General features: G+C 41.5%; 22 protein-coding genes. 3 read left to right on the forward strand and 19 right to left on the reverse strand.

Annotated features, from left to right (window positions below):
• Positions 1-170: 170 nt before the first annotated feature.
• The 16 genes from hag to degS form a co-directional block, all read right to left on the reverse strand.
• Entirely contained in the window at positions 171-1,004 is an 834-nt protein-coding gene (hag, locus tag QLQ22_RS23180; protein WP_284015647.1) for a flagellin Hag, read from the reverse strand.
• 182 nt (positions 1,005-1,186) lie between these two features.
• Positions 1,187-1,411 carry a carbon storage regulator CsrA gene (csrA, locus tag QLQ22_RS23185; protein WP_284015648.1) on the reverse strand — a complete coding sequence of 75 codons (225 nt, stop codon included), beginning with the start codon at positions 1,409-1,411 and terminating at the stop codon, positions 1,187-1,189.
• Positions 1,411-1,839, reverse strand: coding sequence for a flagellar assembly protein FliW (gene fliW, locus QLQ22_RS23190; protein ID WP_284015649.1), 429 nt, complete (start codon positions 1,837-1,839; stop codon positions 1,411-1,413). The genes csrA and fliW overlap by 1 nt, the downstream gene beginning before the upstream one ends.
• 27 nt (positions 1,840-1,866) lie before the next feature.
• Positions 1,867-2,436, reverse strand: coding sequence for a DUF6470 family protein (locus QLQ22_RS23195; protein ID WP_284015650.1), 570 nt, complete (start codon positions 2,434-2,436; stop codon positions 1,867-1,869).
• Between the two features lie 43 nt (positions 2,437-2,479).
• Positions 2,480-3,361, reverse strand: a complete 882-nt coding sequence (gene flgL / locus QLQ22_RS23200; protein ID WP_284015651.1) for a flagellar hook-associated protein FlgL — start codon at positions 3,359-3,361, stop codon at positions 2,480-2,482.
• A gap of 10 nt (positions 3,362-3,371) precedes the next feature.
• Positions 3,372-4,892 (reverse strand): flagellar hook-associated protein FlgK, encoded by a 1,521-nt coding sequence (gene flgK, locus QLQ22_RS23205; protein WP_284015652.1) that lies wholly within the window; start codon positions 4,890-4,892, stop codon positions 3,372-3,374.
• A gap of 18 nt (positions 4,893-4,910) precedes the next feature.
• On the reverse strand, positions 4,911-5,390 hold the full coding sequence (locus QLQ22_RS23210; protein ID WP_284015653.1) for a flagellar protein FlgN: 480 nt from the start codon (positions 5,388-5,390) through the stop codon (positions 4,911-4,913).
• 18 nt (positions 5,391-5,408) lie between these two features.
• Entirely contained in the window at positions 5,409-5,669 is a 261-nt protein-coding gene (gene flgM, locus QLQ22_RS23215) for a flagellar biosynthesis anti-sigma factor FlgM (RefSeq protein WP_070878218.1), read from the reverse strand.
• 71 nt (positions 5,670-5,740) lie between these two features.
• Positions 5,741-6,157, reverse strand: coding sequence for a TIGR03826 family flagellar region protein (locus tag QLQ22_RS23220; RefSeq protein ID WP_284015654.1), 417 nt, complete (start codon positions 6,155-6,157; stop codon positions 5,741-5,743).
• Positions 6,158-6,216: 59 nt separating this feature from the next.
• Positions 6,217-6,909 (reverse strand): ComFC family protein, encoded by a 693-nt coding sequence (locus tag QLQ22_RS23225; protein ID WP_284015655.1) that lies wholly within the window; start codon positions 6,907-6,909, stop codon positions 6,217-6,219.
• Positions 6,909-7,190: a late competence protein ComFB gene (comFB, locus tag QLQ22_RS23230; protein WP_284015656.1), complete on the reverse strand. Its 282-nt coding sequence runs from the start codon at positions 7,188-7,190 to the stop codon at positions 6,909-6,911. The genes QLQ22_RS23225 and comFB overlap by 1 nt, the downstream gene beginning before the upstream one ends.
• An 81-nt stretch (positions 7,191-7,271) precedes the next feature.
• The gene (locus QLQ22_RS23235) at positions 7,272-8,738 is read right to left on the reverse strand and encodes an ATP-dependent helicase ComFA (RefSeq protein WP_284015657.1); all 1,467 of its coding nucleotides are present in this window, start codon (positions 8,736-8,738) and stop codon (positions 7,272-7,274) included.
• Positions 8,735-8,920: a Myb-like DNA-binding domain-containing protein gene (locus QLQ22_RS23240; RefSeq protein ID WP_223438449.1), complete on the reverse strand. Its 186-nt coding sequence runs from the start codon at positions 8,918-8,920 to the stop codon at positions 8,735-8,737. The genes QLQ22_RS23235 and QLQ22_RS23240 overlap by 4 nt, the downstream gene beginning before the upstream one ends.
• Before the next feature lie 508 nt (positions 8,921-9,428).
• Positions 9,429-10,271, reverse strand: coding sequence for a DegV family protein (locus QLQ22_RS23245; protein WP_284015658.1), 843 nt, complete (start codon positions 10,269-10,271; stop codon positions 9,429-9,431).
• A gap of 347 nt (positions 10,272-10,618) precedes the next feature.
• Complete coding sequence (degU, locus tag QLQ22_RS23250) at positions 10,619-11,302, reverse strand: two-component system response regulator DegU (protein WP_223438451.1); 684 nt, start codon at positions 11,300-11,302, stop codon at positions 10,619-10,621.
• 71 nt (positions 11,303-11,373) lie between these two features.
• Complete coding sequence (gene degS, locus QLQ22_RS23255) at positions 11,374-12,531, reverse strand: two-component sensor histidine kinase DegS (protein WP_223438454.1); 1,158 nt, start codon at positions 12,529-12,531, stop codon at positions 11,374-11,376.
• Between the two features lie 149 nt (positions 12,532-12,680).
• Between degS and QLQ22_RS23260 the strand changes: the two genes are divergently transcribed.
• Together QLQ22_RS23260 and QLQ22_RS23265 are read left to right on the forward strand one after the other, a co-directional pair.
• Positions 12,681-13,316: a YigZ family protein gene (locus QLQ22_RS23260; RefSeq protein WP_223438455.1), complete on the forward strand. Its 636-nt coding sequence runs from the start codon at positions 12,681-12,683 to the stop codon at positions 13,314-13,316.
• Between the two features lie 19 nt (positions 13,317-13,335).
• A complete protein-coding gene (locus QLQ22_RS23265; protein ID WP_223438456.1) occupies positions 13,336-14,337 on the forward strand; it encodes an LCP family protein in 1,002 nt (333 codons plus the stop codon).
• A 293-nt stretch (positions 14,338-14,630) separates the two neighbouring features.
• On the opposite strand, the gene QLQ22_RS23270 is transcribed toward QLQ22_RS23265, so the two are convergent.
• Positions 14,631-15,713, reverse strand: a complete 1,083-nt coding sequence (locus QLQ22_RS23270; RefSeq protein WP_284015659.1) for a glycosyltransferase family 4 protein — start codon at positions 15,711-15,713, stop codon at positions 14,631-14,633.
• Positions 15,714-15,849: 136 nt separating this feature from the next.
• Positions 15,850-16,974, reverse strand: a complete 1,125-nt coding sequence (locus QLQ22_RS23275; RefSeq protein WP_284015660.1) for a glycosyltransferase family 4 protein — start codon at positions 16,972-16,974, stop codon at positions 15,850-15,852.
• Positions 16,975-17,201: 227 nt separating this feature from the next.
• On the opposite strand from QLQ22_RS23275, the gene QLQ22_RS23280 reads away from it, so the two are divergent.
• Positions 17,202-18,434, forward strand: coding sequence for a glycosyltransferase family 4 protein (locus QLQ22_RS23280; protein WP_284015661.1), 1,233 nt, complete (start codon positions 17,202-17,204; stop codon positions 18,432-18,434).
• 112 nt (positions 18,435-18,546) lie between these two features.
• On the opposite strand, the gene wecB is transcribed toward QLQ22_RS23280, so the two are convergent.
• On the reverse strand, positions 18,547-19,692 hold the full coding sequence (gene wecB, locus QLQ22_RS23285) for a non-hydrolyzing UDP-N-acetylglucosamine 2-epimerase (protein WP_223438460.1): 1,146 nt from the start codon (positions 19,690-19,692) through the stop codon (positions 18,547-18,549).
• Positions 19,693-19,755: the final 63 nt, after the last annotated feature.

The following is a 19,755-nucleotide window of genomic DNA, read 5'->3' on the forward strand; positions in this document are numbered from 1 at the left end:
TTTCCTCACAGGAGCTTGGCTGCTGATTATCCATTGTTCATCTTCATCATTTTCAAACCTTTACGCCTGTCGTTTCCAACTACGCTGTGGTTGATGAAGCTTTAGGAAGTTCCAGCAATTCACCCAGTGATACTCCAGTTCGTTACCAAACTGGACGCCCTTCTAATCAATTATCTCAGAAGTTGTAAAACTCCTTGAGGCATTTGATTGGATTGAGCCAGCATTGCTTGTGCTGCTTGAGAAAGAATAGAATTCTTTGTTTGGTTCATCATTTCTTTCGCCATGTCTACGTCACGTACACGAGATTCAGCAGCTGTTAGATTTTCAGAAGCATTATTCAAGTTATTGATAGTGTGCTCTAAACGATTTTGATTTGCTCCTAGTTTAGAACGAGAAGCGGAAACTTTTCCGATTGCAGCATCAACTTTTGCAATATCTAAATCGAAATTTGCTTTAACACCATCAAGAGCAAGTGCATCCATAGCTAAATCCGTTGAGCTAAATCCCGCTAAAGCTGTACCATTATCTATTGTTAATGAAAGTTGTTGACCAGCATTTGCTCCGATTTGGAAATCCTTCGCAAAACTACCATCCAACAACTTTTTACCGTTAAACTCAGTACGTGTTGAAATACCATCTAATTCTGTGTTCAATTGAGTGATTTCATCTTTAATCGCTGTTAGATCTTCTGGTGCTAAAGTTCCACCATTTCCGGCTTGAACAATTAGTTCACGTTGTCGTTGTAGGATAGAGTGAGTTTCGCCTAAAGCTCCCTCCGCAGTTTGAATTAATGAAATACCGTCTTGAGCATTACGAGAAGCTTGATCCAAACCACGAACTTGTCCACGCATTTTTTCAGAAATAGAAAGACCAGCTGCATCATCACCAGCACGGTTGATACGCATGCCAGAAGATAATTTTTCCATGGATTTTGACTGAGCACCAGAAGCACTGTTCAACTGACGGTAAGTGTTAAGAGCCGCAATATTATGATTAATTCTCATTTTAAAATTTCCTCCTTGAAATAATTGTAGTAATCCACATCCATGTGAATTCTTATTTACTCGCAGTCGCAACAGCCGGCCGCCTGTTGGTTCTGCTTGTTACACTTCTTATATCGTCATGATCAGGAGTTGTTTTATAGTATTTAGAAAATATTTCATAAAAAAACCTTAAGCTAATGTGCTTAAGGTTTTCTGTTCTTTAATTGAGCAAGCAAATCTAAAGATACTTCTGCTGCTTTGTTATTTTCCTCTTGAATGGAAAGATAGATTTCTTTGCGATGGATATCAACATTATTAGGAGCACTAATACCAATTTTCACTTGGTCGCCAGCGATAGAGATTACCGTGATTTCAATATCATCGCCAATTTGAATGGCTTCTCCAGTTTTCCTTGTTAAAACAAGCATTATGCTCCCTCCCATAGACAATGTTTAGTTGTATATTCTGTCTTGTTAAGGATAAGCTGCTTGCCCAATCTTTTTCCTTTATTTAAAATCAACGGACCTTGTAAATTCGCTGTTGAGTTTGTAAACGGGTCACTGACTGTTAAAATAACATACACTTCGACATCATTCGGAGATTCTATCATTAATAGTTCTTTTGTTGATTCATCCAAATCAAATTCATAGTCTTTGAAAAAGAAAAAGGGACTTGTGACGACAAATGCGGTGTTTTGCGATTGAATGGATTGAAGAATAAAGAAGGAAGAACCTTCTTCAAGCGGCAGCAAGATGTAGTTCTTCTCCTCTAAAAACCCCGGAATCCCATGTTCAAATGTGATTTTGTGCGCTTCATTAATTGTTGCTTCCCCATGATATTTCGTTTGAATTAACATGCTTCACATTCCTTTGTTTAAAGTCTATTAAATCTTTTTGTCGATTGAAACGAAGTCTATTTTCAGCTGGTTTCTCTCAGCGAGTGCAACTTTGACCTCTCCAGCTTTATAATCCATGATCGGCTTGTTGATTTTGCTCTCAATGATCGGAGCATTTCTCTGCACATCGATTTTCACATCTGCAGGCTGATAGTCAAGCTTGACGCTGAAATAAGATGGGATAAATCCGATGTTGAATTGCTTGATTTCGCGTTCGCTGTTTTTTTTCGTCTGGGCAGTCAGAGGTTTTCCGCCGTTTTCGATCCGCATCTGTTCATCGCCTTGCTGAATGCGTCTTGCAATGCCGGAAAGAACGTCTTGGCGACCTTGATCGGCTGCTTCTTCTATTCGCTTGGAAATATGCTTTAAATCAACATCTTCCCTGGCTTTTGTTTGATCAATTGTTAGCTTGCCCGGCGTTGTATGAATGGACAGATCTGCTTTGGGCTGCTGGATAGACAGGTCCGCTTTAGGCTGCTGAATTTCAAGTGAAGCATTGACCGTTTCTAGCCCTAGTTTAGCGAATCTGCTTTCTATCCTTATTTGAGGAATGTTCATATATTGTCCCCCTAGTAAAAAAGCTATCTTATAAAAAGATAGCTTATCTTAAAAAATCCATTAATGTCGGCTGAATGATTCTTGCGCCGACAGATAACGCAGCGCGATGGATACTTTCTTGTGCAGTTAAATCCATGATGACCTTCTCTAAATCAGCATCTTCGTTCTCAGATAGAATTCGTGTTGAAACAATCTCTTGTTTTCCAACTCGATCTTCAATAAGCTCCAGGCGATTGTATCTGGCTCCGAGTTCTGCACGTTCCGCTGACATGGAGTCCATTTTACCGTCAAGGTCAGAAAGCAATCCGTCTAATCCAGATGCGTCACCTGAACTTAATGCCTTTTCAATCGAACCCATCACCGCAAATAAGTCCTCGCTGAAAACATTGTCAGAATTTATATTTGCCTTCAATTGAACACCCTTAGAAACCTCAATTTCAAATGATGATTTATCAATGTTTACTGATACTGTTCCATCAGCGTTAAGAGTAACAGGCGCTTCTTTCGTCTGCGTCCCATTAAAAATATAATTCCCTGCCACCTGGGTATTTGCAGAACCAACTAAATCTTGCTTCAGCTGCTTAATCTCTGCACCTATAGCTTTTAGATCCTCTGGGCCGTTCGTTCCATTACTGGCCTGAACCATTAGCTCACGTACCCGATGAAGAACTTGTGTGCCCTGTTCTATCCCGGCTTCAGAGTTTTCCATCCATTGATAGGCCTCGGAAATGTTGCGCTGATATTGTTCGACTTCGGTTAAGTTCGTGCGATAGTGCATTCCCTTCATTGCGACAACTGGATCATCAGATGGGCGGTTGATTTTTTTGCCGGTTGCGAGCTGATCCTGGTAGGTGCCCATTTTTTCATAGCTTTTGCTTAGGTTGCGGAGCGAGCTGCCTGCGAGCATGCTTTGAGTTACGCGCATAATTGTTCACCTACCTTCTTAGTCCGTTAATAATTGTATCGAGCATTTCATCCTGCAATGAAATCATTTTTGCTGAAGCATTGTATGCGTGCTGGAATTGGATCATGTTTGTCATCTCTTCATCCAATGAAACGGCGCTGACAGATTGACGGCGCTGGTCAACTGCAGAACGGAGCACATCACTGTTGCTTGCCAGACGGTTTGCTTCCTGTGCGTCAACTGCCATGCCTCCTATTAAGCTTTCATAGAAATCCTGGATGGTTGACGTTTTCCCGCCGATTGTGAAGGTTTGATTTTTTACTTCTGAAAGCGCAAGCGCATTTTTTCCATCACCTATATTGCCGTTTGAAGATGCGGCAATATTATCAGTTGAGTCTATGATAGATTGATGAAGGGTTAACATAGACGCTGCATCTTTAGGCGGATCTGTCAGGTTTGTAAAATCAAAAAACGGTGTACTGTTTGCTCCATTTTCTTCAATCCGCTTGATGCTGTACCCCGCTTCCTGAACTTTGTTCACTTCTGTCGCAAAGCTGTATGCTAATTCATCAAGCTGTCCGAGCATATCCGGATACAATCCATTTGCGGAACTGTCTGAATTGTACCCATAAGAATCAATCAAACTGCGGATTTCCCCGACACTGCCAAAATCCTTTATATTTATAGCATTTGTTCCTATCGAAACCGAATCTACTAATCCATTATCAGTAGAAAAACCAATGCTGATTTCATTGACAGATTTACTCTTGCCATCAACTAGAGTTCCAAGAGATTTACCGCTCGCATCCATGATTTCAATTGTGACAGAGCCTTCTGCGATAGAAAGTGAGTTTCCGCCGCTTTTTTCGTTTGAAATCTTGATGTTTGCAAGGCCTGAAAGCTGATCGAGAAGACGATCACGCTCATCGTACAGATCGTTTGCCAAGTAGCCATGCGGTTCGATTTCAGAGATTTGTTTATTGATGCTGTTAATTTGGTTTGCAAGTGAGTTAATCTCTTTTGTCGATACCTCTAATTCACTTTTCAGTTCTCCTTGAACAGCTTTAAGTGAAGTCGATAAGTACTGAAACGTTTCTGCTACTGCAGCCCCGCGTTCACGGACAACCGCACGGGCCCCTGCATTTGCAGGATTTAATGCGAGATCCTGCATGGACTGCCAGAAGCGGTCAAAGCTTTTGGAAAGACCCGTTTCAGATGGCTCATTCATGATTTCTTCCATTTTTAATAGAGAATCAGCACGGGAATCCCAGTAGCCTACTTTGTTATTTTCGTAGCGGAATTGTGTATCGAGAAAGCTGTCTCTAACCCGTTCAATTGTTCCCGCTTCAACGCCTGTTCCAATTTGGCCCGGAAATTCAGGGCGGTTCATGGATGGTGCAGGGTATGCCTCAGTCTGCACAAAATTAACACGCTGTCTTGTGTAGCCGGGCGTGTTGGCGTTTGCAATATTATGTCCAGTTGTGTTTAAGGCGCTTTGCTGTGTAAACATTCCTCTTTTTGCGATTTCAAGACCAGAAAAAGTCGAGCGCATGGTTCATTCCTCCGAGCATTAGGCTTTTGAATCAAATAAAGATCTTCGTTTCGGTGCTGAAGCCGTTCCGCCGGGAGGCTTGTAGGCTGGAGATTGTTCCTTTGGCATCAGCATGTCCATTGATAAGGAGACAAACTGCAGGGCCTGGATGGTAAGCTGCTGATTCAGCTTGTTGGCGTGTTTCAGCTTATCCATTACTTCTGTTAATGACTGAAAAAGATCTGAGAATTTTTCTTTATCTGCTCCCGCTGCTTTTTCTATGCATGCCGATAAAGTTAAGTCATCTTCCCGGTTTAAATAAGCCGCAGCAAGGTCGATCCGTTCATTTTCCACTTGCTTAATGGCATGTACATAGATTTGTTCCTGCTTGAGTGTTTGCTGCAACACAGTCAGGTTTTCTGTTTTCAAGGCTTCTGTTTTTGTTTGCGCTAATTGGTATAGCTGCCGATTCAGCCCGAGCAGCTTCTCAAGCTTTAGAATTAATGACTGTGCTGACACTGCAAGTCCTCCCGAAATCTATTTTTGGTAATGCTTTATGACGCTGTTTGCGATAGCTTTTGGATCAATTGTATAGGTGCCGGTTTCAACCTGTTTTTTTATTGCAGCTACCTTTTCTTGTCTTGCCTGGTCAATGGCATTTTGCTGCTGAAGCTCTTTAGCCTGTGTTGAAATTTCAACTTTATCCTGCTTTTTAGCCGGCTGTGCTGCTTCCTGCTGCTTCTCTGTATTTCGTTTATAAGGGTTTATCCCTGCTGAGTTTAAGTGATTGATCTTCATCCCTTTTCCTCCATTCTTTCGTTCTTTTCGTTACTTTTTATATCGGCTGAAAATAATTGTTGTTAATATAGTTAGTTATTTTTAGGCTGAAAGGTATAATAGGTCGCTTGCTTTTCTGTGACTTTTTGACGGCGATCTTCTTCCTGTTCTAATTCAAACAGCTGAGTTTTAATGTCTTTTCCGCAAGAAATACAAAGCTTATTTTCTCTGATTAGTTTTCCGCATTTCTGACAAGGATAACCGAGGTTCGGGAAGTTGGCGAGCTGAATTCTGCCCTGTCTGATAAATTTCAGAATCAGCTCTTCTTCAACTCCCGTATGTTCTTCGATATTTGATAGAGTGGCTGTACGATTTTTACTCTGCTTTAAAAAGCCGTAAACGACTTCAAATTTATGTTCTTCTTCTTTATAACATGCATCACAAACCGTTTTAAATTGTGTTTTCACAAATAGCTTGTAGCATTCCGGACAGTTCGATAGTTCTCCCATTGGTGATTCTCCTATCATTGTACTATATATCTTTACTATCGGAATCAGTTTGAAAACGTTTAGCCTCGAACGAGCGTTAAAGATGAAACACTTTCGGCACCATGGTCTATAAGCAGTTTGGCTGCATGTCTGATCGTAGTTCCTGTTGTATAAATATCATCAATCAGAAGAAGGTTTTTCCCGGAAAATTCAGAGCCGCCATTTATGAAAAAAACATTTTCAGTCTGCAGGCGTTCAGTTCTTGTTTTCTTGGATTGTTTTTCTAAGTGAATACGCATGAGAGGTTCGTGAATTGGGGCATTGAGTAAGTCAGCAAGCAAGCGTGCCTGATTGAATCCGCGTTCATAAAGCCGCTCTTTACTGAGTGGAATGGGGATAAGAAGGGAATTCTTTGAGAAATGCTTAGAGAAGACGTTTCGGAAGGGCTCGTAAAAGAGTTCAGCTAATTGTGCATCGCCTCTATATTTGTATCTGGCTATTAATTCTTTCATGAATTCATTGTAATGATACACAGAATGATTACTCGAAAGGACGCTGCCAAACAGGGGATCTGCTTGCCATCTTTCACAGTCATAGCAAGCTTTTTCCTCAGATTGGGGCCGATCGCAAATTGGACATACAGTACCTTCAATCAAACAGAACTTAGATGAACAATCCGCACAGCATGCACTCTCTTGTTCATCTAAAAAAAATACGCTCCTCCAGGATACAGCTTTTTCAAGCTCATCCTGGCAAATAAGACATTTGTTCATCACTCACCTCTTACATAAGTTTCGCACTTCGGCGTATCGGAGACCATCTTTGCACATTCCGCTAATTTGACAATTAAAGTCGTCATTTGCTGTTTGTCGACAAATTCCGCTTTCACATAAGCAACCTTATCCGGATTGGTTACGTATCTCGGCTGAACCCTGTTTAAAACAAGGGCAAGCACGTCATTTAAGCATTCCTCACACGTACAATTCATCTGCAGAGCAGCCTTATATTCATCTAATAAATCGATCATGATTCGTTCCATCGCATTAACTACCACCGCTCTACCCCCATCTACATTATCTTGTAGATGATTATGCCACAGACAGAATATGTTGGATAGAAATATACCCTTAAACAGTTACAAAGTCACTCTTTTCGCTTCAGCATTCATCATTTGGATATGCTTTTTGGCACGAATCATCGCTTCTGTTTTACCGTAATGAAAAAATTGCACATCTCCGCTTGGGTGCTTCGCACTTCTTCCGACACGGCCGGCAATTTGCACCAGCGCACTCTCTGTAAAAACATTGTCCTCTGCCCCCAGCACAGCGACATCAGAATTAGGAATGGTGACTCCTCTTTCTAATATAGTGGTGGTAATAATAATGGGAATTTCTCCATCTCGGAAGCGCTGTACCTTTTCTTTACGACCAGGATCTTCAGCATAAACCCCTTCTATTAAGGGATCCTGCTTTTTTAATAGAGCCGTCGTTTCTTCTAATAACGGTATGGATGGAACGAATAGAAAAGCTTGTTTTTTTGATTCCAAATGGGAGGAAATCCATTCTTGAACGTTTAAAGGAAGTTTGTCTTTTCGAAGAGCCCTTTTATAGTTCCCGCACCATGAAAAACCAGGTACAGGAAGCGGATAACCGTGGTATCTTTGAGGGATTTTGACTTGATTGGCAATTTCTTTCTTCAGGTTGTTGGATGGTGTTGCCGTTAAATAAATGAGGGAGCTTTGTTCTTTTCTTGCACGCCCCGCAGCAAACTGGAGACTTTGATCAGCTGAGTAGGGAAATGCGTCTACTTCGTCTATGACCATCAAATCAAACGCTCGTTCAAAACGGAGGAGCTGATGAGTCGTGGATATAGTGAGGTTAGCTTGCTTAAACCGATCTTCGCTTCCTCCATATAGAGCAGAAATTTCTGCTTGAGGAAAAACGGACTGAAGCCTTGGGGCAAGCTCCAGGACAACATCCATCCGCGGCGTAGCGATGCAGACTTGCTTATTAACTACTAAAGCTTGTTCAATTCCTTTGAAAAGCATTTCTGTTTTCCCTGCACCGCATACAGCCCAAATGAGCAAATCGCTTTGATTTTTCAGGGCATGCAGCATTCTTTCTGACCCTTTTTGCTGCTCTCTTGATAGCTGTCCATTCCAGTGCATGGCATCAAATTTTTTATGCTGGATGTCTGATTCCGGACCGGTCCATTTAAGAAGAGGGGTACACTCGCTGACTCTTCCCATAAGGATGCAGGAGCGGCAATACGAACAATATTCACCGCACCTTGCACACTTAAAGGATCCGATCAAGCTTTGATCGCTGTTATTGCAGCGATTGCATCTAAGCTGTTTATTCGTTTTCTCCAAGCCATACGCATACTCAATATAGCCGTTTTCATAATGCCGGTGTATGATTTCGAACGGAAATGGAATTTCATCTATGAGCAGCTTTTTTCCCTGAAGGTGTTTTTGGAGGTCTTTAGAATATGTAAACGATGGATTGATTTGGCTAACACGGAGGTTATGTTTTGAAATTGGAAGCCCTTCTTTGTCATTCTCTGTGGGTTTCAACAATCCATTATGTATGTGGAATTTCATTCTTCATTGAACTTGGTTTTTTCAATTTTTCTGAATCTCTTTTCAACACTGATGGGTGTTCGGTTTAGCTGTCTTGCAATATCCCGGAATTTAACACCTTGCTTTCTTAAATCCATTAACTTTTTGTCTTCTAATGTTGTCCAATGACGGTAGGCGCGTTTCTGTAAGTCAATTTCCTGCATGTGACCACTCCTCTAGTTTAATTAAGCATTATCATAAGTATGTTAAATTTTGCAGAAATTGTCTAGTCTTGTCACATTAATTACAAAATGCGGAAAACAAATTTTCGGTGCGAATTTCGTTATTTTTTCGTTGATTTTTTAAAAGTTGTTATTTCGACTAGCGAAATAGTATGGCGGTCTCCTAAATCAAGGAAAAGGTAAAGAAATCGGAAGCGGTTGAGCCTTGCTTTTGAAGAGAATTATTTATCAATTCTTCATTTTGACTTTCAATAAATTTATTTTCTCGTGTGATTTCTCAAAATAATTCCCGGACTTTCCAATTCCAACACTTTTCCTATTAATTCCGAGACTTTCCATGTTAATTCCAAGACTTTCCGTGTTAATTCCAAGACTTTTCGAATTAATTCTGAGACTTCCACAAATCATCCCGGATAATTGTGAACAAATACGGCTTCAACAAAAAAACTGACCCAAAAAGTCGCATGTTGCGACTTTTTGAGTCAGCCTCTTATCTCTTATACCACCCAAGACCCATTGCACCTTCACCTAAATGTGTGCCGATAACCGGTCCGAAATAGCTGATGGAGTATTCTACATGGGGATACTTTGCTTCAAGTTCTTCTTTCATTTGCTGAGCTTCATCCGGGCGGTTGGCATGAATGATGACCGCGCGCATCGGGTCTCCTGCGCAAGCTACTTCATCAAAAAGCTCATATATACGGTTGATCGCTTTTTTGCGTGTGCGGATTTTTTCAAAAGGGACGATCAGTTTATCGACAAATTGCAGGATTGGCTTTACCTGCAGCAGGCTGCCGATCAGTGCCTGTGCGCCGCTTAAACGTCCGCCGCGCTGAAGATGTGATAAATCATCTACCATGAAATAAGCTTGAATTGATTTTTTCACTTCGTTTAGACGTGTGATGATTTCCTCAGGTGTCTTGCCTTCTGCAGCAATCTCCGCAGCCTCAATGGCATAAAAACCCTGGACCATGCAGCTGACTTCCGAATCGAATGCATAAACATCAATGTTATCGACCATTTGGCCTGCTGACACAGCTCCGTTATAAGTACCGCTGATTCCGCTTGATAAATGAACACTAATGACTGCATCAAATTCTTTAGAAAGTTCTTCAAATAATTCAACAAATTTGCCAACTGACGGCTGTGACGTAGTCGGAAGCTCGCCTCTGTTTTTGACTTCTTCGTAAAAGTCTGCAGCTGTTATTTCAACTTCCTCCTGGTACACTTCTCCGCCAAAAATCACGCTCAGCGGAATCATCTTTATATTTAACCGCTCCCGTATTTCTTTTGGAATATAAGCAGTGCTATCCGTAACTATTGCCGTTTTCATATATGTACCATCCTTGTAATCGACTTCTCTTATTGTACTTTTCATTCTATAAGATATTGCTTCTAATTTCATTACTTTGTATGTAAATAAATGGTGAAGAAATAAGAAATGTGCAAGCGCCCGTTTAGCTCAGGCATGACAGATAAGAATCCGGCCGTCCGGGTTTGACTTTTTTGCCGGATTTGTTCTGGCCGAGAAGTTGGGCGGTGTAGCTAGTGTGCAAAACTTTATACTTTCTTATTTCTAAATAAAAATCCCTGCTATCTACTATAACAGGGATTTGCGAGATATAGATATGCAATTTTTAAAAAGCTCCGTGTAAAAGAAAAAACCTGCCGAAGCAGGTTTTATCGCACTTCCACCCAGCCGTTTTTGATTGCAACGACTACTGCTTGAGTACGGTCATTTACGTTCATTTTTTGAAGAATGTTGCTTACGTGATTCTTAACTGTTTTTTCACTGATGAAAAGGGCTTCGCCGATGCCGCGGTTGCTTTTTCCGTCCGCAAGCATTTGCAGCACTTCACATTCACGGCGAGTTAAAATATGTAATGGACGTCTGATTTCAGTCGTGATGGTTGTTGTTCCTCCGCCTGATCCGCTTGTAGCAAGACGTCTGAATTCATTCACAAGGTTATGTGTTACTTTAGGATGCAAGTAAGACCCGCCATCAGAAACGACTTTTACAGCTTCGATCAGTGTGTCTGCATCCATTTCTTTTAACAAATAGCCGCGCGCGCCTGTTTTCAAAGCGTGAGTTACATAGTTTTCATCGTCGTGAATCGACAGGATGATTACTTTTGTTTCCGGATTTGCTTCCACCAGCTGTTTTGTAGCTTCCACGCCGTTTACTTTTGGCATGTTGATGTCCATGATGACAACATCAGGCTTGCTGTCTTCAACGATGACTAATGCATCTTCGCCATCATCGCCTTCTGATACAACTTCAAAGCTTGGTTCGAAATCCAAGATTCTTTTAACGCCTTCTCGGAATAATTGGTGATCATCGATAATCGCAATTCTAGTCTTCATGCATACGCCTCCCATTTTTTATTCTAGTCTATTATACGGTGATGCCGTCAATATGCCTTTGGTCTATTTTTTCAGACATTGAGAGGCACCTGTATCATAATGAATGTCCCAAGACCTATTTTAGAATCAATTGTGATTCGGCCGTTTAAAAGCTCTACACGCTCTCTCATCCCAAGGAGACCGAATGATTTCTTCTGATTTTGCTTCATTTCTCTCGTATCGAAGCCTTTGCCGTTATCTTTGATCATCAGAATAATATTATTCTGATTCACCTCAACTTTAACCTGAATCTCACGGGCTTCAGCGTGCTTTAAAGCATTCGTGACTGCTTCCTGAGCCAGCCTGAACAACGCTACTTCAAAACGGGGCGGAAGCCTGTTTTCTTCAAAATCGCCGAGGCTTGAAAATAAGATACGGGTTTTCCCGTTATACTCTTCGATTGTATAAAGGTACTTTCTGAGGGTGGGAATGAGTCCAAGGTCGTCCAGTGCCATTGGCCTTAAATCATAGATAATCCTCCGAACCTCATACAGGGCATTGCGGACATTTTGGCGAAGGCTGCGGATTTCTTTAAAGCCTTCATCAGACCCCCGCTCTCTGAAAATCCGTTCAATCAGCTCTGAACGCATCATCACGTTCGCAAGCATCTGAGCAGGTCCGTCGTGAATTTCCCTTGAAACGCGTTTGCGTTCCTCTTCCTGAGCTTCAATGATTCTTAGACCGAAATCTTGCTTCTGATGTGCATCCTCAATCAGCATGCCGACCTGACGAAGATCCTGATGCAGATAATTCAGGACAACCGTTATTTGGCTCACAAGCACCTCTGCCCGCTCAATCGTTTCCTGAAGCCCAAGCAGCCTTCTCTCTAAATCATCCCGCCGATCTCTGAGCTGCTTCTCTTTTTGCTGAAGCATGGTGAGCTCCACCTGAAGCTTGTGGGCCTTCTCATAAGCTTCCCTTATTTCTTCCTCGCTGAATTGCTTAAAGTGCTTGCTCACCTCAGACAGACGCTTTCTGGCAAACCTGGCGTGAACCTCAAGCTTGTCTCCCTGTTCAATCACATCATTAACCTGTATCTTAATTTGTTTTAATTCTTCTACAAGCTCTTCGTATTGCTGACGGGACTGCTCGCCGATCTTAAAAATTTCGCCTTTGCTGCCGTCTACCGTCGATACCATCTTATCCAGAATTTGATCAAGCACTTTGCAGTCAAGCTTCTTGGAGTCCACTATATCTCCTCCACTAATGGGTTAAAATAAACTTCACACAATATTACACAATATAATGATTGAAGTGAAAATTTTGTCGCTTTATAATATAAGAATGTGCATTTATAATTCCATTTGCCTTCTATAAGCTTGCAAGGAGGTGTACAAGCATGCTTTCACACTATTATACCGTAAAAGGATACGGAGAGCATGAAATATCCATACAGAAATCACGTTTTATTTGTTATATAAACCGCGCAGCAACCGAAGAAGAGGCGCAGGCCTTCATTCAGCAGATAAAAAAGAAGCATTGGGATGCGACACATAACTGCTCAGCCTATTTAATCGGCGAACATGATCTGATTCAAAAAGCAAATGACGACGGGGAACCAAGCGGAACCGCCGGCGTGCCTATCCTTGAAGTGCTTAAAAAGAGACAATTAAAAGATACAGTTGCCGTTGTTACCCGTTATTTCGGAGGCATAAAGCTCGGCGCAGGCGGACTGATCCGCGCATATGGCAGCTCAACCTCTGAAGCACTGAACGCAATCGGCATTGTCGAGCGTAAGTTAACACGTGTGATGCATACTAAGATTGATTATACATGGCTTGGGAAAGTGGAAAATGAACTCAGAAATTCACATTATCAGCTTAAAGAAATTCATTACCTTGATAACGTGGAGGTTGAGACGTTTGTCGAAGAAGGCCAGAAGGATCAATTCATAGAATGGATGACAGAGCTGACAAATGGCCAGGGTGAAATCAGCGAAGGTACTCAAATCTATTTAGAACAGCCAAAAATTTAAACGTACAGAGGAGTAACTTATGAATAGGCAGGAAGTTAAGAAAATAAAGAAAAAGAAGAAAAAAAGCGTTTTTAGACGAATTTTATTTTTGTTCTTCATACTATTTCTTTTAGTTGGCGGATATGCAGGCTATGTCTTTTATCAAACCTATCAGGCCGCTAACAATTCATATGACGATTTAGGAAGAGATAAATCCAAGTTGCGCGATGAGGCCGTGAGCATCTCAAACGATCCCGTTTCCATTCTGTTAATGGGCGTAGAAAACTACTCAAGCGGCGGATCCGGCGGACGGGCAGATACACTCATGGTGGCTACCTTTAATCCAAAGGATCAGACGATGAAACTGTTAAGTCTTCCGCGTGATACACGCGTAGAAATACCAGGAAAAGAAACAAAGCGCAAAATCAACTCTGCCTATTCAACTGGCGGGAAAGAACTGACAATTGAAACGGTCGAAGGTTTCTTGGATATTCCGATTGATTATTATGCAACAGTTAACTTCGAAGGCTTTAAAAACATAATCGATATTGTAGGCGGCATAACAGTGGACGTACCTTTTGATTTCACTCAAAACAGTGATGATCCAAAAGCCGAAAAACTTGAGTTTACTGAAGGACCAATGAAAATGGATGGAAGATACGCTTTGGCTTATGCAAGAATGAGGCTGCAGGATCCTAACAATGACATTGGCAGAAATGAAAGACAGCAGCAGGTTGTAAAAGAGGTCATCAATGAGATTGTATCAGCAGGCACTCTCCTGAAGGTTGACAAGCTGACAAATGAAGTTGGAAAGAACGTTGAAACCAACATGAGAATGTCAGAGCTATTAGGATTTTATAAAAAATACAACAACTTTAACACTAATAAGATTGAAACTGTAAAGCTTGAAGGTGTAGGGGAATACATCGGCAACGCCGCTTACTGGATTCCGGATGATACAAGCCTTGAAGAAGTAAAAGATGAATTAAAAGAGCATTTAGAGCTTAAATCAGCAGAAGACGATAACTTAGACAGCAATTAATACCGAAAAAGCTCCAGCCTAACTTGGCTGGAGTTTTCTTTATTCTAAAATAAAGCTTCAGCGGATCTGCAAACCGGTTATAGAGGACGGTCACTGACTTTCACGCTCTAATGAAAATTTAGCATTATTCCATCCAGGGTACTCAACTCGCAAAAAACGACATTCATTCAGCAAAAAACCTTATCCCATTCGCAAGAATTCCTGTTCAACTCGCAGAAACGGGCTTCCAACTCGCAAAGCTCCATTTCCAATGAAGAAAACAAAAAAAACCGCACAGCAGCAGCTGTGCGGAATTAATTATCTTTTTGAGGCTTTGGCTTAGCCATAAGCTTTCTGAATGCATTTATAAGCGGTTTATGGCCTTCCCCGATTAATCCGATGAGCTCAGCTGTAATCTGGATAAAGAACAGCAGAATCATCATGATAAGCAGAGCCATCCACATCGTTGCATTTGAGAAAACAATAGCTGACAGTCCAAAGCATGCACTGAAGAAGTAAATAAGCAGCACAGACTTTCTGTGGCTGAATCCCATGTCCACTAAACAATAGTGCAAATGAAGCTTATCGGGTGCAGCGATATTCTGTCTGTTCACCAGTCTTCGCACAATCGCAAAGAGTGTGTCAAAAATAGGTATAGCCAAAACAATGATCGGAATAATAAAACCGAATAACGTGATGTTTTTAAATAATCCCATAGTCGACAGAATAGAAATGGAATAACCGAGGAACAGTGCTCCGGTATCTCCCATAAAAATTTTCGCCGGGTAGAAATTGTGAATCAGGAATCCGAGCGTGCTTCCGATCAGAATCACACACAGGGATACAACTGCAAATTGAAAATTAGTAAACGCCATGATCAGGATACTGGTCATCGCTATAGATGAAACGCCCGCTGCAAGCCCGTCTAATCCATCGATCAGATTGATGGCGTTTGTGACGCCGACGATCCAGAGAATGGTTACAGGATAGCTCCAGTAATCAAGATAGATCAGTCCGAAAAACGGAAGGGTAATCTTGTTAATAAGCAATCCGGATGAGACAACGACTGCAGCTGCAGCTAACTGCCCTGCAAGCTTATACTTTGCTGAAAGAGTAAAGCGATCATCAAGAATACCAATAATGATAATGATGAAAGCACCGATTATAATCTCTTTCATATACATTGATTCAGGACGCAAGTAGAGGTAGCCTGCCACAACACCGATAAAGATGGCAAGACCGCCAAGCCTTGGCATGAGGCCCTGATGGATTTTTCTGCTGTTGGGCTTATCAACCGCCCCGATTTTTATCGCAAGTTTTTTTATAAGTGGTGTAATAGATACAGCCACTATAAACGATACTATAAAAGCTATAATATAATTAGAATAATCTAACATGCTTACACCAACTTGTGTGAGATATTTTCACTTCCTCCATCATAGCAAAAATATATAAACTTGCAATTATTATTTTGTTAAGATTGTCTACGCTTTATTCTAAGTATGAACTCTTTTTGAACAAAAATAATAATCGCTATTGCTGTTTCAGCAATTTTTTATAAAATGACACTAACTTCTTTTCTTCTGTTTCCCAATTATAGGTTGTTTCGAAACTCATTCTTCCATTTACACCAAAGTCTTTTGTCTTTTCCGGGTTATCCAGCAGCACATTTAGTGCATCTGCAATGGATTCAGGCTTCTCAGGATCAATCAAAAGTCCGCTGCGTGAATTTTCCACCACTTTCCGGTAATGAGGGAAATCAGAAGCCAAAATCGCAACACCTGCTGCCATATATTCAAATAGTTTATTGGGCAGACAGACCAAATGATTGGGCTCAGGCAAGTAAGGAATAATGCCTATTGATGCCTTTGATAGGTAGGTTTCGATTTCTGAATAAGGCACACTTCCCATAAACTCCACGCGGTCTGCCAATCCATAAGCTTTTACCTTCTGTTTGATTTTCCGTTCGAATGCGTCAGACTCAAATCTTCCAACAAAAACAAACCTTGCATCCGAATGCTCGTCCGCTGCTGATGAAAAGGCCTCTGTTAACTGTTCAATCCCTCTGATGGGAGTTATACCGCCAAGATAAAGAATCATGTCAGGATCTTTCAGCGCAGAGTGATTGAGCGTGAACATTTCAGTCAAAGGGTAGTTTTCAATCTTGCAGGAGTTATATCTCTGATACCTCTCCCCTACTTCGTCCGTCGTATAAATAACGCCTGACAAAATAGGCAGGGAAATTCTCTCAATGGTCCCGTAAATAAAACGGACAGGTTTTTTCATCCATCTTTTCAAGTATTTTTTACTCATAATCGCATTAGGGTAATGCTCATGGGCATCAAAGATTACAGGCTTTCCGGTAAAAATACGGAGCAGAACGCCGACTGGAATAAGCTCCGGATCATGAAAATGATAAAGGTCTGCATTTGTTTTTCTGGCTGCTTTGAAAACGGTAAACGTATGTAAAAAACGCTTGAATTCCTGCTTTGGCTTTTCGATTGGAATAAGCCTTATTGAATCTTCCAGCATCTTCTCAGGTTTTGGTGCAACAAGCGAGACATCATACCCCGCCTTAACAAGAGATTTGCATTGCTTATGATAAATACGGCCGTCATATGCGTTATGAACAGACGTGATTACACAGATTTTCTTCATAGATATCCATTCCTTTTTAAAGTTATAGCAGAGTATAACATTCAGCGCATTGATGTTCTCTCCAGTGCCCAGCTCCTCGGCTCCCGGACTTTTCAGCCAGAGCCTAATCTGCCTTTCAGAGCTGAACAAAGCACTTCTGCTTTTCTCATCTCTAAGTTGTAACTTTTCAATTTATACTTTACACTATTATATTGACATATCCTAATTTTTAATGGAAAGGGATTACTATGAAAATCGTTTATATAACACAGCACTTTCCGCCTGAAATTGGTGCAGCACAAGGCCGTGCCTTTGATATGAGTACGAATCTTTCAAACTTGGGGCATGATCTGCATGTGCTTACGGCCTTTCCAAATCATGAGTCAACTTCTAAATTGTACAGCAAAGAGAAGGTGAACAAGCTATCCGTTTATCGCTCTTTTCGCATACGTGATACTAAAAAAAGTTCAATCCGGCGGTTAGCCAACTACTTGTCGTTCATGTGCTCAAGCATCTTCAGCGGCTTGTTCGTAAAAAAACCGGATATCGTTTATGCAACCTCCCCACAGCTCTTTCAAGGAGTAACCGGGTATGTGCTGAGCCGCATCCACAGAACAAAGTTCGTTTTTGAAGTCCGTGATTTATGGGTAGACTTCGCTGAAATTTTAGGTCAATTTAAAAACAAAAAATTACTGAATCTCGCCAGAAAGCTTGAGAATTTCATTTATAAAAAAGCGGATCTGATTGTTGTCGTCACTCACGGCTACAAAGATCGTCTGATAGACCTGGGTATTTCAGCAGACAAGATCATCGTCATTCCAAACGGAGTGAATCCAAATACCTTAAAACCTGTTATAAAAAGGAACGATGTGAAAAAGGAATACGGGATCGAAGATAAATTCCTCGTACTTTATACAGGCAATATTGGGGCAGCGCAAGGTCTTAAGACCATCATAACAGCTGCAGTAAAGCTGAAGGATGACCCTTCTGTCTGCTTTATGTTCATAGGTGAAGGTGTTGAAAAAGAAGCTTTAATGGAACAAGTGAAAGCAAATGGGTTAACCAACGTGCTCTTTCTGGACAGCAAAAGAAAAGAAGAATTGGCTTCCTTCTACGACAGCGCTGATCTTGGCATTGTCAGTTTAAAAAAGCACCCATTATTCGAAATCACCATTCCATCCAAGGTGTTCGATTATATGGCGGTTTCACTGCCGGTACTGATCGGTGTTGAGGGTGAAGCCAGAGAGATCGTAGAGAAAAATCATGCCGGCTTCACATTTGAACCAGAGAATCCGGAAGACTTTATCCGTGCACTCAAGATCGCTCAAAGTCAGCCAGAGACACTTAAAGAAATGAAGAAAAACCTGCGTCACCATCTTCTTCAATCCTTTAATAGAGAAACACAGGCAGCAGAGCTTTCTCAAGCCCTGCACTGCTGCAATGAATCTCAAAGCATCAACCGCATAAAAAAGACGACCTAATTTTTGGATCAGGTCGTTTTTTTGATTTAAAAGAAATATAAAGCTTCGCGCTTTACTTGTCCGGCTCCACCGCCCAACTCCTCGGCCAGAACGGGCGGTTCCGCTTTTCTTATTATACTTGGAACGGCACAGGCTTTTCATCACGCTTTTTGAAATAGTGCAGGATAGCTTCCACGATACGTCTGGAAGCTTCTCCGTCTCCATATGGATTAGAGGCTTTCGACATCTCTTCATAGCGTTCTTTATTGTTAAGCAGCTCGTATGCAAGCTTATAGATCGTTTCCTCATCTGTACCCGCTAGCTTCAATGTTCCTGCTTCAATTCCTTCAGGGCGCTCTGTTGTGTCCCGCAAGACAAGGACAGGCACTCCGAGAGATGGCGCTTCTTCCTGTACGCCGCCTGAATCTGTCAGGATAATATGAGCTTTAGAAGCAAAGTTATGGAAATCATAAACGCCAAGCGGTTCGATCAAATGAATTCTAGGATCATTGCCCAGGATTTCATCCGCAACTTCACGAACAGCCGGATTTAAATGGACAGGATAAACAACCTGCACATCATTATGCTCTGTGATCAGGCGCTTAATCGCACGGAACATGTTTCTCATTGGCTCGCCTAAGTTCTCGCGGCGGTGAGCGGTTAATAGAATCATGCGGTCAGATCCTACCTTCTCAAGCACCTCATGAGTATAGGAATCCTTAACAGTTGTTTTTAAAGCATCAATCGCGGTGTTGCCTGTTATGTAAATCGTCTCGCCTTTTTTATTTTCCTGAAGCAGATTGGCTTCCGCTTTGTCCGTTGGAGCGAAATGAAGATCTGCAATCACACCTGTAATTTGACGATTAACCTCTTCAGGGAACGGAGAGTATTTGTTCCATGTTCTGAGCCCTGCTTCTACATGCCCGACAGCAATTTGATTATAAAATGCAGCTAAGCTTGCAACAAACGTTGTCGTTGTATCGCCATGAACCAGTACAAGATCAGGCTTAACTTCCTTCATCACTTCATCTAAGCCTTCGAGCGCCTTTGTTGTTACACCTGTCAGCGTCTGGCGGTCCTTCATAATGTTCAGATCATGATCTGGAGTGACTTCAAATAATTCCAATACCTGATCAAGCATTTGACGATGCTGGGCAGTTACAGTAACGATTGAATCAATTTCATCCGGATACTTTTCAAGTTCAAGCACAAGCGGTGCCATTTTAATGGCTTCAGGTCTTGTACCGAAAATAGTCATGACTTTTAATTTGCGATCCATATATACGAAACTCCTTTTATAGTCCAATTTAGGCAGCTAGTCTCATTATATCACGTGCCTGAA

This window comes from Metabacillus hrfriensis, assembly GCF_030127205.1.
GTDB lineage: Bacteria > Bacillota > Bacilli > Bacillales > Bacillaceae > Bacillus_P > Bacillus_P dongyingensis.